This is a genomic window from Streptomyces sp. NPDC050433, from assembly GCF_044458565.1.
Taxonomy (GTDB): Bacteria; Actinomycetota; Actinomycetes; order Streptomycetales; family Streptomycetaceae; genus Streptomyces.
Genome location: NZ_JBITIB010000027.1, coordinates 60,012 through 76,433, shown reverse-complemented (window position 1 = coordinate 76,433; position 16,422 = coordinate 60,012). Strand labels below are relative to the sequence as shown.

The 16,422-nt window shown below is 70.0% G+C and carries 14 protein-coding genes and 2 pseudogenes; 4 read left to right on the top strand and 12 right to left on the bottom strand.

All coding sequences use genetic code 11. From position 1 onward, the window contains the following. Nucleotides 1-73: 73 nt before the first annotated feature. Nucleotides 74-700, top strand: coding sequence for a hypothetical protein (locus ACIBLA_RS28595; protein ID WP_363243581.1), 627 nt, complete (start codon nt 74-76; stop codon nt 698-700). 113 nt (nt 701-813) lie between these two features. Here the strand turns inward: ACIBLA_RS28595 and ACIBLA_RS28590 are convergent, their stop codons facing one another. The 3 genes from ACIBLA_RS28590 to ACIBLA_RS28580 form a co-directional block, all read right to left on the bottom strand. Then, a complete protein-coding gene (locus ACIBLA_RS28590; protein WP_363243582.1) occupies nt 814-1,455 on the bottom strand; it encodes a hypothetical protein in 642 nt (213 codons plus the stop codon). Between the two features lie 182 nt (nt 1,456-1,637). Beyond that, complete coding sequence (locus ACIBLA_RS28585; protein ID WP_399200301.1) at nt 1,638-2,348, bottom strand: ribonuclease HII; 711 nt, start codon at nt 2,346-2,348, stop codon at nt 1,638-1,640. Between the two features lie 139 nt (nt 2,349-2,487). Next, nucleotides 2,488-3,114, bottom strand: coding sequence for a TetR/AcrR family transcriptional regulator (locus ACIBLA_RS28580; RefSeq protein ID WP_399200300.1), 627 nt, complete (start codon nt 3,112-3,114; stop codon nt 2,488-2,490). 169 nt (nt 3,115-3,283) lie between these two features. On the opposite strand from ACIBLA_RS28580, the pseudogene ACIBLA_RS28575 reads away from it, so the two are divergent. Next, a pseudogene (locus ACIBLA_RS28575) lies at nt 3,284-3,400 on the top strand (VOC family protein); the annotation flags it as partial. Between the two features lie 69 nt (nt 3,401-3,469). On the opposite strand, the pseudogene ACIBLA_RS28570 reads toward ACIBLA_RS28575, so the two are convergent. The 6 genes and pseudogenes from ACIBLA_RS28570 to ACIBLA_RS28545 all read right to left on the bottom strand — a co-directional run. Next, a pseudogene (locus tag ACIBLA_RS28570) lies at nt 3,470-3,631 on the bottom strand (transposase); the annotation flags it as partial. A 784-nt stretch (nt 3,632-4,415) separates the two neighbouring features. Next, nucleotides 4,416-5,915: an MFS transporter gene (locus ACIBLA_RS28565; RefSeq protein WP_363243584.1), complete on the bottom strand. Its 1,500-nt coding sequence runs from the start codon at nt 5,913-5,915 to the stop codon at nt 4,416-4,418. Between the two features lie 507 nt (nt 5,916-6,422). Beyond that, nucleotides 6,423-7,349 (bottom strand): MBL fold metallo-hydrolase, encoded by a 927-nt coding sequence (locus tag ACIBLA_RS28560; protein WP_363243585.1) that lies wholly within the window; start codon nt 7,347-7,349, stop codon nt 6,423-6,425. 411 nt (nt 7,350-7,760) lie between these two features. After that, on the bottom strand, nt 7,761-9,590 hold the full coding sequence (locus ACIBLA_RS28555) for an NAD(P)/FAD-dependent oxidoreductase (protein WP_363243586.1): 1,830 nt from the start codon (nt 9,588-9,590) through the stop codon (nt 7,761-7,763). A 181-nt stretch (nt 9,591-9,771) separates the two neighbouring features. Continuing rightward, entirely contained in the window at nt 9,772-10,404 is a 633-nt protein-coding gene (locus tag ACIBLA_RS28550) for an NAD(P)H-dependent oxidoreductase (protein ID WP_363243587.1), read from the bottom strand. 1,072 nt (nt 10,405-11,476) lie between these two features. Continuing rightward, entirely contained in the window at nt 11,477-11,992 is a 516-nt protein-coding gene (locus ACIBLA_RS28545) for an SRPBCC family protein (RefSeq protein WP_399200299.1), read from the bottom strand. Between the two features lie 441 nt (nt 11,993-12,433). Here ACIBLA_RS28545 and ACIBLA_RS28540 point away from each other — a divergent pair, with 441 nt between their 5' ends. Beyond that, nucleotides 12,434-13,306 carry a helix-turn-helix transcriptional regulator gene (locus tag ACIBLA_RS28540; protein ID WP_399200298.1) on the top strand — a complete coding sequence of 291 codons (873 nt, stop codon included), beginning with the start codon at nt 12,434-12,436 and terminating at the stop codon, nt 13,304-13,306. Between the two features lie 171 nt (nt 13,307-13,477). Here the strand turns inward: ACIBLA_RS28540 and ACIBLA_RS28535 are convergent, their stop codons facing one another. Beyond that, nucleotides 13,478-14,500, bottom strand: coding sequence for an NADP-dependent oxidoreductase (locus ACIBLA_RS28535; protein WP_363243591.1), 1,023 nt, complete (start codon nt 14,498-14,500; stop codon nt 13,478-13,480). 70 nt (nt 14,501-14,570) lie between these two features. On the opposite strand from ACIBLA_RS28535, the gene ACIBLA_RS28530 reads away from it, so the two are divergent. Then, on the top strand, nt 14,571-15,668 hold the full coding sequence (locus tag ACIBLA_RS28530) for a GlxA family transcriptional regulator (RefSeq protein ID WP_399200297.1): 1,098 nt from the start codon (nt 14,571-14,573) through the stop codon (nt 15,666-15,668). A gap of 145 nt (nt 15,669-15,813) precedes the next feature. Here the strand turns inward: ACIBLA_RS28530 and ACIBLA_RS28525 are convergent, their stop codons facing one another. Together ACIBLA_RS28525 and ACIBLA_RS28520 are read right to left on the bottom strand one after the other, a co-directional pair. Further along, on the bottom strand, nt 15,814-15,939 hold the full coding sequence (locus ACIBLA_RS28525) for a hypothetical protein (protein WP_363243593.1): 126 nt from the start codon (nt 15,937-15,939) through the stop codon (nt 15,814-15,816). A gap of 145 nt (nt 15,940-16,084) precedes the next feature. Next, entirely contained in the window at nt 16,085-16,279 is a 195-nt protein-coding gene (locus tag ACIBLA_RS28520; RefSeq protein WP_363243594.1) for a hypothetical protein, read from the bottom strand. Between the last annotated feature and the right edge of the window lie 143 nt (nt 16,280-16,422).

The following is a 16,422-nucleotide window of genomic DNA, read 5'->3' as shown; positions in this document are numbered from 1 at the left end:
CCGGACGGACTGTGCCCCGGCGCGCCTCACCCGACCCTGCCCGCACTGTGGGCGCGTATGCGAAGGGAGGAACGTGACCTTCGGATTCGCTCCGTCCGCAGCCTCATCGATCACGACAGCCGATTCCGTCACCCACCTCGCCAGGATGCTTGAGCCCGCCGAATGGGCGGCGGCCGGCATACCCCTGCTCCGTAACCCGCGCGAGGTCGTCAGCGGTCTGCACTCAAGGCACCGACCGACCCCGGCGACCGCCGTCGTCGCCGTCCTGGACCACGAGGAACGTCTCGCCGCCAGCGCCTCGTTCGCCCCGCGGGCGGCGCCGGTCGACGGCTGGGAGTTCCGAAACGCCCTGCTGGCACACCTGCGCCGGGTCATCCCGCACGATCTGCGCCGCCGCACGCCGGTGCGCACCGCCGTGCTCCTCTACTGCCGGGACGGCGACGAGCGCTGGACGGAGGAGGACGGGGCCTGGATGTGGGGGCTGCGGGACGCCTGCACCCTGCACGGCCTGCGCTGCGGCGCGTACATCACCTTGACACGTGGCGGCTGGCAGGTACTGGGTGAGGGCCGGGGCGGCCGTCGGCCCAACTCCGAGTCCGTGCCGGAGAGTCTCGCCGAGACGGTTTCCGAATCCGCTCCCGCACGGCTGCGTTCCGGAGGCGGCGCGGTGGAGGCGATGCGGCGCACGGCCGCCCGCTGAACCGGCGCCTCCGTGGATTTCAGCCCGGCCACCCACGCGGGCAGCCGGGACCTGAGTGGCCGGGACCAGGACCGACGAGCCCTTGCCGACCCACCATTCGGTGAAGGACCGGGTCAGACGCCCGCGCCGAGCACGGAGTTGACCCGCTGCGGGTCGCCGCACACGACGAGCAGCGCGAGGGCCCGCTCCCGCGCCGTCGGCAGCACGCGCGCGACGGTGTCGTCACCACCCCCGTTGAGCGCGACGACGACTACGGGGCGCGCCTTCGCGCGGTCCGCGCCGGAGGCGTCCGCGAAGAACACGTCCTCGCCCGTGTCGTGCTGCTCCCAGTAGGAATTCTCGCCGAAGGACAGTTCATGCGTGGCCCACGGGTGCTGTTCGCCCGTGGTGAGCACGAGGATGTCGCCCGGCGCGCGACCGGAGTCCAGCAGCAGGTCGACCGCCTCCTCGGCGGCGTCCACCGCGCCGTCCACCGAGGCGGGGATCAGCTGGATCTGAGGGACGGAACGGGTCTCCTGCGGGACGGCGGCGGGCCGTTCGGCGGGGACCTGCGAGCGCTCCGGCGGCGCGGGCCTCGCGGGACCGCGACCCGGTTGTCCGGGACGCGGTGTGGCCGCGGACCTCGGCCCGGGAACGGGACGGGGACGCGGACCGGGTACGGGACGAGGGGTCGACGCGGTGCGGCCGGTGGCCGGAGTGGCGCGGGGACCCTGGGCGCTCTCGTGAATCTGAGGCTCCTCGGGGATGAGAGGCATGGGTGGATGTCTATCAAACGCCGCCGTGTAAGTCACCGGCGGGTGGGCACATCTGTGCTATTGGTTTCGCTTGCCGAGTACGGCCGGGGCGGTGCACGGGCCGTATCCGCCAGAACCGGCCATGCCGGTCACATCAGTTCTTTCGGGCGGGATCGTCAGAAACGCCCGGTCGGGTCGTTCGGTCAGAAGTCGAAGCCGAGCTGGCCCTCGCTCTCCAGCAGCTCCGCCTCGGCGGAGATACGGACCTTCTTGAGATGGCGCCACCGGGGCAGCGCGTCGAGATAGGACCAGGTGAGCCGGTGGTGCGAGGTCGGCCCCCGTTCCGCCAGCGCCGCCTTGTGCACCGGAGAGGGATATCCGGCGTTGGCGTGGAAGGCGAAACCGTCGCATTCCTCGGACGTGGCGCCCAGTTCGGCCATCATCGCGTCCCTGCGCACCTTTGCGAGCACCGACGCGGCGGCCACCGAGACACAGGAGACGTCGCCCTTGATGACCGTCCGGACCCGCCAGGGCTTGCCGAGGTAGTCGTGCTTGCCGTCGAGGATCACGGCATCGGGCCGCACGGGCAGTGCGCCCAGGGCCCGTTCGGCGGCGAGCCGAAGCGCCGCGGTCATCCCGAGGTCGTCGATCTCCTCCGGCGAGGCGTGTCCTATGGCATGCGAGGTCACCCACGACTCAAGCTCCCGCGCCATCTCGGCACGGCGTTTGGGCGTGATCAGCTTGGAGTCGGTGAGGCCGACGGGGGCCCTGCGCAGACCCGTGACGGCCGCGCAGACCGTCACCGGCCCCGCCCACGCACCGCGTCCGACCTCGTCGACACCAGCGATGATCTTGGCGCCGGTGGTGGCGCGGAGCGATCGCTCCACGGTGTGGGTGGGTGGTTCGTACGGCATGACACAGCCAAGGTTACGCCGCCGCTCGACCGCGCGACACCCCGGACCCCCCGGCCGTACACGACCACCGACGACCGGCCGTCGCCGCGCCGCGCCGTACGCCCCAACACGCCCTCGCCGCAAGGCCGTACGCCCGGCCTCAGCCCGACCGCGACCGAAGCATCGGCAGCATGACCTGGTCGATGAGGTCCGCGATCTCCTCGTCGGGCCATTCACTGCCGCGCACCTTCGACCGGTACATCAGCACGGCCGGGATGACGTCGAAGATGAGCGAGCCGGTGGCGTCGGGCCGTACGTCACCACGGCTGATCCCCCGGTGCACGACGTCCCCGAACAGATTGACCGACGGCTCGATCACACCGCTCATGATCAGCGCCTGGAAGCGCTCCGAGGCCGAGTTGTCGCATTCATGAAGCACCGCACGGAGCGCCCAACCGGGCCGGGAGTACATCGCGTTCCGGACCAGCCGGGTCAACTCGTAGAGATCTTCTCGGATTCCGCCGAGATCGGGCGCGTCGTCGAGCGGGGGCAGCCCCGCCGCCAGCGCGTCGGCGACGAGATCCTCCTTGGAAGGCCAGCGCCGGTAGACCGCGGCCTTGCCGGTCTGCGCCCCTGCGGCGACGCCTTCCATCGTCAGGCCGTTCCAGCCGACCGTGCTCAATTGCTCCAGCGTGGCGTCGAGGATCGCGCGTTCCAGCACCGCTCCGCGACGTCGGGGCACCACCGTCCGCGGCCGAGCGGTGGCCGCCGAGCGTGAAGTAACCATCAGCAGTTCTCCATCAGGCAAAGATTCAGACGGCAGCTTCAGTGAACGCTCCCGTTCACTGATTCACTTGGGGGACTCGCAGTGACAACCTCTCAACTAGAAGCGGAACTCGATCACATCCCGGTGCCCTGGGTGGCGAACTCCTGTCCCAGCAGCGAGAGGCTCACTTCTGGCACGACTGGTCGCTCTCGGCGCCACTCACGTGCAACCGCTGTATGCCGATGAGGAAAACGAGTCGTGCATCCCAATGCTGAACATCGAGGGAAACGAATTTTGTATCGACTGAGCACTCTCCGAGCCGTGGAGGTGGGGAGGCGCCTCCCTTGGGCCTTTCCGGTCTCGTATGAGGCGGGAGTTACCCCGTGAGGGCGAGGTTGTGCAGCCGGGCGATGCCGAGCATGGCGGTGTGAACACCGTCGCCTTTCAGATGACAGTCACGAAGGATCCTCCATGCCTTCATCCGCGCGAAGACGTGCTCGACGCGGGCCCGGACCTTGCGGTGGGAGGCGTTGCGCTCGCGTCCAGCACACCAGGCAAACGCGAGGTCCCCGTCGCGGCGTTGCCCGCCAAATTCCCCAGCACTGCCAACACCACCCGTACCGCGTGCCACAGCCGCGCCCTCACACGCCCTCCCCCGCAGCCGATCCTCCACCGTGACCCTAGTCACTATCACCACCACCCTCATGCGAACACGACAACTCCCGCACAGGCAGGCCCGTTCGGAAATCATTGCCTTCCGGCCGAGCAAGCCAGTTCAATGGAACCGACCGTGCCCCTGGAGCCAGCATGCCGACGAGCGGGCGCCCGCATCCGCGACAGTCTCTTCAGCGCCCTACGCAGACCCGCGCCACACCCTGCTTGTGTCGGCCGCGGCATCACCGCCCTGCCGGAGGGCGTGATCGCGGCGTCTGGGCGCACCCTCGTCCCGGAGGACCTGGCCGAGGGCCTCCTGCGGGATCATGAAGCCCGGGTCGGCCCGTTCGCCCGCCTCGCGGCTGTTTGTGGCACCTTCAATTGGTCCCACTCCGGCGCTGAAGTCGGTCCAACCGAGGTTGTGACGGTGCCCGGGGGAGGAGAGGCGTCAACCTGACGCTGACACGTTGTTTCGGCCCCACCCGCGGCTGGCAGGGCACAAGACCTCACCCTCCGAAGCCCGCTGCGAGGTGTGGCCCTTCGACCACGCCGCCCAGGCTCCGCCGATGGGGAACGGTAGGGCTGCCGGGACGTTGATTCCCCCGTGAGCGAAATGGTGAGGCTGCCTGTCGGCACCGGCCCCCCTCCACCGCGTCAGGCGCTCGGCGTCAGGGCCGTACACGCACCTCCGGATCCCGCTGGGGACAGGCGTCGCCAGGTCCCGGGGCGCCTTCCGGACGCGGAGTTCGCCGCTGGACGCGGCTGGAGGGGTGCGCGCGTGGAAGGAAGAGAGCGACGAGCAGGCCGATCCCCATGGCGATCGTCGCGATGAGGAAGGCGGTGCGGAAGCCGTGCATGGTCGGGACGGTGACGCCCCCGATGTTGTTCGCGGTGTTGGCGAGGACCACACCGATGACGGCGCTGGAGATAGCGGCACCGATCGAGCGCATGAGGGTGTTGAGGCCGGTGGCCGCACCCGTCTGCGAGGCAGGAACCGCGTCGACGATCAGGGCCGGCGGCGAGGAGTACGCCAGCCCGATGCCCGGGCCCAGGATCACCGCGATGACGAGGCTCTGCCAGGGGGCGTTCATCAGGCCGAGGCCGGCGGCGTAGCCGATCGCGATGATCACCATGCCGAGGATCAGGGTGGCCTTGGGGCCGTACCGCGCCGACAGCCGGGCGTGGACGGGGGCTGTCGCCATCATGGTCAGGCCGAGCGGCAGCATGAGCAGGCCCGCGACCACCATCGACTGGCCCAGGCCGTAGCCGGTGGTCCTCGGCAACTGGAGCAGTTGCGGAAGGACCAGTGTCACGACCAGGAAGGAGGCGCCGACCATGATCGAGGCGAGGTTGGTGAGGAGCACCGCGGGGCGGGCCATGGTGCGCAGGTCCACCAGCGGTGCCGCCAGACGCAGCTCCATCCCGGCCCACAGGGTGAGGACGACCGCCGCCGCGGCGAACAGTCCGAGGATGGTGCCGGAGGTCCAGCCCCAGTCGCCACCCTTGGAGACCGGCAGCAGGAACAGGACGAGACCGGCGGAGAGCCCGATCGCGCCGAGGACGTCGAAGGTGCCCTGCGCGCGGGTCGGGGACTCGGGGACGACGAGCACAACCAGGCCGGTGCACAGCGCGCCGAGGCCGGCGGTGCCGTAGAAGAGGGCGTGCCAGTCGGTGTACTGGGCCACCAGGGCCGCGGCGGGAATGGCGAGGCTGCTGCCGACGCCCATGGAGGAGCTCATCAGGGCCATCGCCGAGCCGAGCTTCTCGCGGGGGAGTATGTCGCGCATCAGGCCGATGCCTAGGGGTATCGCGCTCATTGCGAAGCCCTGGAGGGCCCGGCCCGCGATCATCGTGAGCAGATCGCTGGTGAGGGCGCTGACCAGAGCACCGACGACCATCACCGCGAGGCTGAGGATCATCATCCGGCGCTTGCCGTGGAGGTCGCCCAGGCGGCCCATGATCGGGGTGGCGACGGCGCCGGAGAGCAGGGTCGCGGTGATGACCCAGGTCGCGTCGCCCGGCCCGGTGCCCAGCAGTCGCGGCAGGTCCTTGATCACCGGGACGAGCAGGGTCTGCATCGCCGAGACCACGATCCCTGTGAAGGCGAGCACCGGGACGACGGCCTTACCGGGTCCGGCCGTGGGCCGGCCGGTCGACGTGTGTGTCATGAGGGACGGTCTCCAGACCGGGGAGCGGGTGGTTACGCGCGGAGGTAACCGTGAGTTCGAACGGGTCGGGCCAGAGGGCCAGACCTGTCCGCCGACGAGGTCCCCGGTTCGTCGGCGGACAGGTTGGGCCTCTGGCAACGAGGAAGGTCGGGGTACCGCCGGGTCGGGGTACCGGTGTCAGCGTTCCGGTGCACCGTCGGGCGACCCATCGCTGCGGGCCGGCCCTGCCCGCAGCGATGAGATGCACCCCCACCACCGCGGCGCGATGACCTTCCGTCGGCTATGCCGTGTTTTAGAAGTAGCGCCGTCCGCCCGAAGGGCGGGGCCCGCGGCGTCCGGTGCGTGCAATCGCAAGGCGGAGGATCGGCGTTGTGGATGGACCGGCCGTACTTGGGCGACTCCGACAACGCAGGAGGCACCTCCCGTGCCCGAAGGGCTACGGGGGAGAGCGTGCGTGCCGGGCGTCGCGGGCCAGGCGGGACTTCTAAAACACGGCCTAAGCGCGGCCTAAGCGGGCTTCGGGCCGGCCGCTGCCCATGGTCCGAGGCCGAATCCGCCATCCGTCCGCCGGACTTCCAGAGCACCCGTACCGCCGAAGTGCGCGGGGATGAGCAACTCCCGCTCGTCGGCCGCGCGTCCGAGTACCCGACGGCGGCTGGCCACCGCTTGTTCCGGAGCCAGGCAGGCACTGCTGTTGCAGCAGGGCTCCAGGATCTGCACCGGGCTGTGCAGCAGATCTCCGACGAAGGCGGCCCGGTCGCTTCCCGAAGCGAGCCGCACCACGGAAGAGCCGGGCGTGTGTCCGGGCGCGGACTCCAGGGTGAGGTGTTCGTCGATACGGTGATGACCGTCCCAGAGCACGGACCGGCCGGTCCGGTGTATGGGCGCGATGCTGTCTTCGTAGATCAGGCGGTCAACGACCTGCAGACCATTCCCGTACGCGTTCTCGGGGCCGTAATGGAAATCGTCGGCGGCTGGAATGAGATAGTCGGCGTTGGGGAAGCTCGGTACCCATTCCCCGCCCTCGTCGACGGTGTTCCAGCCGACATGATCGACGTGCAGGTGGGTGTTGACCACAACGTCGACGTCCTGGGGGCGTACACCGGCTCCGGCCAGGAGGCCGAGGAGGTCGCTCCGGCTCTGGTGGAACGGCCCCATCCCGGGCCGCTCCCGCCCGCGGCCCGCCCCAGTGTCGATGAGGACTGTCCGCCCGGCGCTGCGCAGTACCCACGACTGCAGTGCGATCACCGTCCGGTCGTGCTCCGGCTCCCAGTGGTCCGGTGCCAACCAGTGTTCGTTCCCCTTCCAGAGGTCGGCGGTGGCGGTGGGGAACATGTCGGTGGTGGGCAGGAAGGGTTCGTGCCACTCGACGATCCGGATGACCTCCACGTCACCCAGCCGCATGGTCTGTACATTCTCGTTCGGATTCTCCATGTACGTGATCGTACGAAGGGCTGACGACCGTTCCAATGCTCAGAAGGCTCATCAGAATACGCATCCGTCTCATGCCTGCTGGTTCTTCCGGAACGCGGTCGACCCCAAGCCCCGTCTGCGGCGGGATCGCGGTGCGGTCGGCGCCCCGTGCGCCTCGTCTGTCCGGCGCGTGGGCCCTCGTCCCCGTTCGAGGCGCCGAACGGGGACGAGGGTGCGGGCCACCCAGCAGCTGTGCCGGACCTCGGAATTCCGGTTGTTCTCACCCTGATCAACCGGCACGAACCCCTGACACCTCACACGCAGGTCACAGCCACCACGGCCGGTCCGCGCTTCGGCGCGCTTCCGGCTCGCGCGCCTGCCTCCTTCCCGCCGGTGACTTCACGTCTCACCGTCCTCGCGAACGGCCGTTTCTCACTCGGCCTCCACGAGGACGTCCTTCATTCCCCCGTCGGCACGCCAGCGCCGGAGGAGTTCGAAGAACGCGACCGGCCCTTCGCCGTACGTCAGGCTTTCCCTGCTCGGTTCGCCCTCGTTGTTGTAGTAGCTGGGGGTGCACTCGGCCTGGAACGAGTACAGGTCCACCGCCTTCTCCTTGATCGTGGCCACCCAGGCGGCCTCTGCCCCGGCCGTCGGCTCCACGTAGCGGGCTCGGCGCTCGCGTGCCTGTGACACGACCTGGGCGACGTGACTGGCCTGCTCATCAAGGAGATGCACGAAGTTGGAGGCGACAGCGTTGTGCAGGGGCCCGAGGTGGAAGAGGTTGGGGAAACCGTGGCTGTAGAACCCGTGGAGCGACTTCGCGCCGTCCTTCCACGACTCCTTCAGGGAAACGCCTCCCCTGCCGTACGCCGGGAGCTCTCCGGTCAGGACGGCCGACAGACCGACCTCGAATCCGGTCGCGAAGATGAGACAGTCGACCTCGTATTCCGTTCCGCCGACCACGACGGCATTCTTGGTGATCCGCTCGACGCCGTGGGTGTCGGCGGTGTCCACCAGGGTGACGTTGGACCGGTTGAAGGCCTCGAGATATGTGTCACTGACTGTGGGCCGCTTGCACATGTAGCGGTACCACGGCTTGAGCTTCTCGGCCGTCGCCGGGTCCCGAACGATCGCGTCCACGCGTGCGCGCAGCTCGTTCATCTTCTGGAAGTCGGCTATCTCGTAGGCACGTTCGCGGTCTTCCGGTGAAATGTCCCCGTCCCTGTTCGTCGGGATCACCTTCTCCAGGAGCCGGGCGCTGCTGGTCCAGGAGTCCTCCACCATGTCTTCGTCCGTCTGAACTCCGGAGATGACCTCAAGGAAGTTCTCCATACGGCGCCGCTGCCAGCCGGCCACCAGGGACTTGGCCCACTCCGGGTCGGTGGGCCGGTTGCCGCGCACGTCGACGGTGGACGGCGTGCGCTGGAACACGTACACGTGCCGCGCGTCGGCTCCGAGGTGCGGCACGACCTGGATGGCACTCGCTCCGGTGCCGATGAGGGCCACGCGCTTGTCGGCGAGCTTGTCCAGACCGCCGTGCATGTCACCGCCGGTGTACGCGTAGTCCCAGCGGCTCGTGTGGAACGCGGGGCCCTCGAACGTCTCGATACCGGGTATGCCGGGAAGCTTGGCCTGGGTGAGCGTTCCGCCGGCGACCACCACGAAGCGCGCCCGGATGAGGTCACCCCGATCGGTGGCGACGATCCACTCCGACGCAGCTTCGTCCCAGCGAAGTTCGGTCACCCGCGTCTGGAAGCAGGCGTCGTGGTAAAGGTCGAAGCGGTGTCCGATCGCCTGTGCGTGCTGCCAGATCTCGTCTCCGGGCGCGTACTTCCACTTCGGTACGTAGCCGACCTCTTCGAGGAGCGGCATGTAGACGTACGACTCGATGTCGCAGTGGAGGCCGGGGTAACGGTTCCAGTACCAGGTGCCGCCGAAGTCGGCGCCCTTCTCGATCACGCGGATCGACTTCACGCCTGCCTGGCGCAGCCGGGCGCCGGCCAGCAGACCGCCGAACCCACCGCCGATGATCAACGCCTCGACCCGGTCGTTCAGCGGCTCCCGGGTGAACTCCTGATCGGCGTGGGGATCGTTGTCGAAGTAGCCGAACTTGCCAGCGGTACGCCGGTACTGGGCGGTGCCGTCGGGGCGGATGCGGCGATCCCGCTCGGCGCGGTAGCGCGCACGCAGTTCGGCGGGGTCGAAGCCCAACTCCTCGGGGGTGGTGGGGTCGGGGCCTTGCGAGGTGCGGGGGGTAGGCATGAAGTACTCGCTTTCTCGACAGTCATGGCGCACGATTTCGGGTGCGGCATGGCGGTTGATTGATCCGTGATTCGGTCGCGAACGGCCCCGGCGGCGACGGCTCACGAGCGCCCCGGGCCGGTGTGAGCGCTGGTGGGGATGACACCCGGGACGAATGCCGCACCCCTGCCGGGGGAAGGGATCAGTTTCCGGCGAGTGCCCGGCCGGCCTCGCGTGCGGCGACCAGGGACTCGGCGTGCCGCTCCTCGGCGAGACCCCGCAGGCCGTCCATGCCGGGGGTGACGGCGGCGAGGGTGAGTTCCCGCTTGATGAGAGTGAGGTCGGCCTGCCAGATGTCGCCGACCACGCGCTCCAGGTACGGGGTGGAGTGGTCCCAGCCCTCACGCGGCGTGCCGACGCCGTAGCCGCCGCCGAGCGTGGTGACCAGCACGGTGGGGTTGCCCTTCAGCAAGGGGGCGGTGGGACCGGCGCCGGCCATGACGAGGTCCACCCAGGTCTTGAAGTGCTGGGAGACGCCGAAGTTGTAGAGCGGCACGGCCAAGATCGCGGCGTCGGCGTTCTGCACCTCGTCGGCCACTACCGCGGCCAGGGAGAGGGCCTCGCGCTGGGCCGGGGTGCGGTCCGTCTCGGAGAAGGAACCGGCGGTGACGGCCAGGGCCCAGGCATCGGCGGGCAGCGGCTCGGTGCCGAGGTGGCGGCGGGTCACCGTGGCGCCGGGGTGCGCCGCGACCCACTCGGCCTCGGCGAGGTCGGCGATCTCGGCACTGGCGGAGACGCCGGGAAAGATGCTGGCGTCCAGACGGAACAGGTTCATGGGTGTGGCTCCCTCGCGGTATGGGGTGATGACGTTCGGGCGCGACGACAGGAGGCAGCAGTGGCGGGCCATCCGGTGTCACGGCTCTCCCCAGCATAAACGGACTTCACCCCGCTTATGTTCCACCGGGATGGATTGAGCACGTGGATCGGTCTCTCGTTGCCCCTGGGAAAGCCGGGCGGCGAGCGTGCCGACGCGGTGCGCAACCGCGAGCGCCTGCCGGAGAGGGCCCGCGAGATGCTCGCGGAGCACGGCGTGGGGAGGGTGACGATGTACGGCCTGCCGAGCGCGCCGGGCTGGGCAGGAGCCGTCTTCCGTCGCTTCGGAACCCAGGCCGGCATCTTCCGGGCGCCATCGCCCGGGCCTCCCCCGACCGCGACCAGCCCGTCCCGGGCGGCGATGCGCCGGTCTCACAGATCCACATCCGCATGCCGCTCGGCCGGGCCGAGGTGCCCAGGTCCAGCCTGGACGGCCTCTCGATCCAGCTCACGGCCGCGCTGGAGGGCCCGCTGCTGCTGTACCTGTCCATGTCGGAGGACAGCCCGCCCCCGGCGGCGGACGTCGGCCGCTTCCTCGGCAACAGCCGGCAGACCCTGATCGAACGCATCGCCCGTGACCGTTGCCCAGTTCTTGGTCGGTTGGCCGGTGCTTGGTTCAGTTCGCGCGAGTTGAAGGTGGATTCGAGCGGAGAGCCGGAGGCCCGACCAACGGGCAGGTGTCCAGGACTCGGTGCTCAGCACCCGGTACATCGAACTGGGCGCCGCGCTCGCGGCCGAGCGGTGTGGCACCGTCCGGCGTGCTTCGGTCGGCGAGCGGGCCGGTGGGCCGGGAACGACGAGGTGGTGCCGCATCCCTGTGCGGGATGCGGCACCACCTGCGACAAACGGTCGATCTGACCTTGCACGACACCGCTGAAACCACGTCAGAATCCGGACGCCGCGGGCCTTTTCGCACCGCGCCTGTCAGGGACACGGACCGACAAGTTCCGGTCACGCAGCGCGTATCCGCTGGTGTTCGTCGCAGGCGGCCCGCGTCGCGACGCGCAGCGTGCCGGGCCGTCCGGTCCCACAGGTCACCTCTGCCGCTGTCCCTGCTCTCGCTGCCGTTCGGCCTCGCGAGCGGACTTGTTCACACCGTCGAGCATGTAGCGTCGCCACAGAGGTCCTACGGCCCGGCGCAGAAGCAGTCCGCGTCCGGGCAAGGGCTTGAACTCGTAGGTCCAGCGGATGAGGGTTCCTTCTCCGTCGGGAGTGAAAGTCCACTCGCCGCGTACCCCGCTCACCAGATGGCGCATCGTGCCGGTGAAGTCGGTGAGTTCGTAGGCGAAGGAGTGTGGGGCGGTGTACTCCGTCAGGCGTTCGGCGGCGGTGGAGCCGTCACTGAGGTCCGGGTTGCGCGATTGACCCGCCGCGTCCCAGGCCCCGGTCTGATTCTTCGCCCCGCGTACGCCCGGGAAGGGCCCCCACCCCGTGAAGACGAGGGAGAGATCGATGGGCACGATGACGTCGAACACCTCCTGAGGGGGGGTTGGGGTGCGGATCTGCACGGTGACCGGGACAGTGACGTCGCTGCTGTTGATCAGTGTCATGGAGTGTCCTTACGAGTTGACGGGGGCGAAGCGGCCGACGAAAGGGCTCTTTCCGGCCGCCGGGCTCTCGTCGCGAGTACCACGACCGCGTCGGTTCCCGCCGTGAGCGTCTGTTTGTGTGCCGACGCGGCTTCGTGTGCCGCGATCTCGACGGCACCGCGGTGACGGACACGTAGTCGGTGACGTCGATCTGTACGGAGCGGGTCTGGTTCCCCGGCGGGGGCCCGACCGCGTTCACGGCCGCGGGCGCCAAGTAACACGGTGTGTCCGGGCGATGAGGCGCGGGGCGGTCTCGGATCCGTGTCTCTTGTCGGCGCCGGTGATGAAGGTGACGTTCATGGGCCCCAGCATCCGCACGCGGAGACAGAGCATCCAGGGAGAGGTCTACCGTAGGAAAACGGGTACCACCCTCGCCGGGCGGCTGTCGCGCACAATGAGTTCATGAGCGCAGATGTGACCAGTCTGGGAGCCACGATCCGCTCCTGGCGCGAGCGGCTGACCCCGGCGGCCGTCGGGCTTCCCGCCAGGCGATCCCGCAGAGCCCCCGGTCTGCGCCGGGAGGAACTGGCCGAGTTGGCCGACCTGTCCGTCGACTACGTCGTGCGTCTGGAACAAGGCCGTTCCACGACCCCGTCGGCCCAGGTCGCGGGGGCCCTCGCCCGTGCGCTCCACCTGAACCGCGACGAACGCGACCATCTCTACCGTCTTGCCGGTTTGGGACCGCCGAACGACGGCACGATCACCGAGCACATCCCGCCCGGCATACAGCGCGTCATCCAGAGGGTGGGAGAGACACCGGTGGCGGTCTTCGCCGCCGACTGGCGACTGCTGTGGTGGAACCGCAGCTGGGCTTCACTCCTGGGTGATCCCGCCGCGGTTCCCGCGGACGACCGGAGCCTCGTGCGCGCCCGCTTCCCCGTCAATACAGACAGCGGACGCCTCGTCACCTGGCCGGTCACGGAGCAGGATCCCGAAGCATCGGACCGCGCCATCATCGCGGACCTGCGCCGGGCCTCCGCCCGCTATCCGGGCGACCCGGGGCTGGCACGCCTCTTGCGTCGCACCATCGACGGGAACCCGCGCTTCGCCCAGCTGTGGCGGGAGGGCGCCGTCGGTACCCACTCGGAGGACCGCAAGACCATCAGGCATCCGGCCGTCGGCAGCGTCACGGTCGACTGCGACGTCCTCACCGACGCGGACACCGACATCAAGATCGTTATCTACACCACCGTCCCGGGCAGTGAGGATGCCACCAAACTCGACCTCACGCGCGTCAGTGGAATCATCGGCGCTCCCGGAACAGCAGCGCGGTGAGGTGAAGCCACCGAGCTGTGGCTCCGGCCGATGCGGGTCAGGGCATGCACAGCCTCGAACAGCCTTCGGGCATGCCGCCCGGCCCTGCTGTCCGCCGCCGCGTTCTCGGCGGTCTCCCCGACGGGAGCACGCACACGGACGTCCACCGGCCTGTGCCGCGGCCGGCCCGCCTCAGCGCACGGTGATGACGAGCTTGCCCGTGGTGCGGCCCGTCTCCCCCAGGGCATGGGCCCGGGCGCCTTCGGCGAGGGGGAAGGTGCCGGAGACGTGGGCGCGGAGCCTGCCCCGGTCGACGAGTTCGGCGACGGCGCGCATTCCGGCGTGGTCGTGCTCGACGATCAGGCCGACGGCGCGGACCTGTGCCTTCTCCGCCGCGGCCCGGGTGTCATCGGCGCCCGGCACCAGGGAGACGAGGACGCCGCCGGGGCGGAGCACACTCACGGAGCGGGTGGCGGTCTCCCCGCCGAGTGCGTCAAGGACGACGTCGTATCGCTCCTCGGTGTCGGTGAAGTCCTCGGTGCGGTGGTCGACGCAGGCATCCGCGCCGAGTTCGCGCAGGAAGTCATGCTTGGGGGCGCTCGCCGTCCCGGTGACGTGCGCACCGCGCTCCTTGGCGATCTGTACGGCGAGATGACCGACTCCGCCGGCCGCGGCGTGGATCAGCACCCGCTGTCCGGCCCGGAGGTCCGCGGTCTCGACGAGGGCCTGCCAGGCGGTGAGCGCGGCCAGCGGCAGGGCCGCGGCCTGGATGTGGTCGATCCCGGTGGGCTTGGCGGCGAAGGCGCGGGTGGGGCCGGTGACGTACTCGGCGTGGGAGCCGGCCCCGTACGGGTAGGGCAGCATGCCGAACACCTCGTCGCCGGGCCGGAAGAGCGTGACGCCGAAGCCGGTCTCCGCCACGGTGCCGGAGACGTCCCAGCCGAGGGTCATTGGCGGGGGCGGCAGGAAGATGCTCAGGGCGCGGTGCTTGAAGTCCGTGGGGTTGAGTCCGGCCGCGTGCACGGCGACCAGGATCTCGCCGGGGCCGGGCGAGGGCCGCGGAAGCTCGGTCAGTCGCAGGACCTCGGGGCCGCCGAGCGCCGTCTGGTGCAGGGCGAGCATCACGGGCGCGCCCTCTGGGGCGGCGGGCGGGGAGACCGTGGCTGCCGCCGGGGCCGGGGAGTTGAGGTTCTCAGAGGTGTCCGTCGAAGTCATGCCTCGATCCTGGCCGTACAGTCCGGCCCGGAACGATGGCAAGAAAGTCATCTTCCGATACATTCCTGCCATGCCCCTCGACCCTGCCACTCGTCCCGCGTCCGCCGCGCCGTCCCGGGCCCGTGACCTCGCCGACCGCGCCGCCGAGCTGGACAGCCGGCTGCGCCCGGATCTGCGGCCCGACGCCCACAAGGTCGTCGTCCTTGCCCTCGACGGCGTCTACCCCTTCGAACTCGGCATCCCCCACCGGGTCCTGGGGTCCGCCGACGGCCGCTACGAGGTGCTGACCGCGAGCGTGGACGGGCAGCCCGTGCGTACCGACTCGGACCTGACCGTCACCCCCGGGCACGGCCCGGAGGCGCTGGCCGGGGCGGACACCGTGGTCATCCCTCCATACGCGATCTCCCCGGCCTCGGCCGCCGCCCCGGACCCGCGGGCCCTCGCCGCCCTCGCGCGCGTCCGCCCCGGCACTCGCCTGGTGTCCATCTGCACCGGCGCCTTCCTGCTGGCCGCCGCCGGTCTCCTGAACGGGCGCCGGGCCACCACCCACTGGGCACTCACCGACTACTTCCAGGAGCTGTTTCCCCAGGTCGAGGTCGACGCCTCCGTGCTCTTCGTCGACCACGGGGACGTGCTGACCTCTGCCGGGGCGGCCAGCGGCGTCGACGTCTGCCTGCACCTGGTGCGCCAGGACCACGGCAGCGCGCTGGCCAACCACGTCGCCCGCCGCTGTGTGGTGCCGCCGTACCGGGACGGCGGGCAGGCGCAGTACATCGAACGGCCACTTCCGCCTGCGACCCGGACCGGCACCGGACCGACCCGCGACTGGGCGCTGCAACGGCTGCAACTGCCCCTGTCACTGCCCGAGCTGGCCGCGCACGCCGCGATGAGCCCCCGTACCTTCGCCCGGCACTTCCGGGAGGAGACCGGGCTGAGCCCCGGCCGCTGGCTGACCCAGCAGCGGCTGCGACGGGCACGCCACCTGCTGGAGTCCAGCGACCTGCCCGTGGAACGGGTCGCCCACGAGGTCGGCTTCGCCACCGCCACCTCGCTGCGCCGGCACCTGGCGGCGGAGGCGGGGGTCGCCCCGTCCACGTACCGACGCACGTTCCGCGCCTCGAGCCCGGCCGCGGGCAACGTCAGGGAAGCATCAGGACCTGAGGGTTGAGGGGCTCAGTCCCAACGGCCGCCGACCTCACGGGCCAGGCCGGTCTCTCACACCACACCGGAATCCGCGACCTGACCGCATCCCCCGGGTCATAGTGGTTCGCGCGTGCGTGGCGACGCGCCTTCTGCGGGTCGGTTCCGCCGCTTCAGATGCGCCAGGCTCTCACCGCGTCGGCCACGTCGAACACGTCCGCGGAGGCGGCGTTCAGATCGGTGCAGATCTTGATGAGTTCGCCGAAGGGTGCGTCGATGCCCTCTCCGTTCAGGAACATGTACTCCACCGCGCACAGAGCCCCTTAGTGCTCGTTGCGCGTGGGCAGGGGGCGGCAGGTCACGATGGTGCCGAGCAGGGCGGCGGCGCCATGGACGCGATTCCCCGCGCGCGCATCCACTGTGTCGGCAACACACCGGAAGACCTCACTCGCCGCCCCGCCCCCACACCCGGCCGCCGCTGCGGCGGGAGTGCGCCACAGGCCCGTCGTGCACATGAAGGCCTTTCATCGCCACGGGGAGAGTGACGAACCAGGGCGGAAGCCACACCTGCCCGGTCCGCCCGTCCTCCTGGTCACGGTCGCCGCCGCGTACGACGCGCCGGAGGTGATCGGCGCGCATTGAACCGGCGTGCGGACCACTGTGTCGCCGAGGAACGCCCCGACGGCATCGGTCGGGAACTCACCGCATTCTTCACGTGGTTCGGGCAGGTCCCGGCGGGTGATGACGGGTCCAGCTCCCACGGATCGCATCCACGCCGGTCG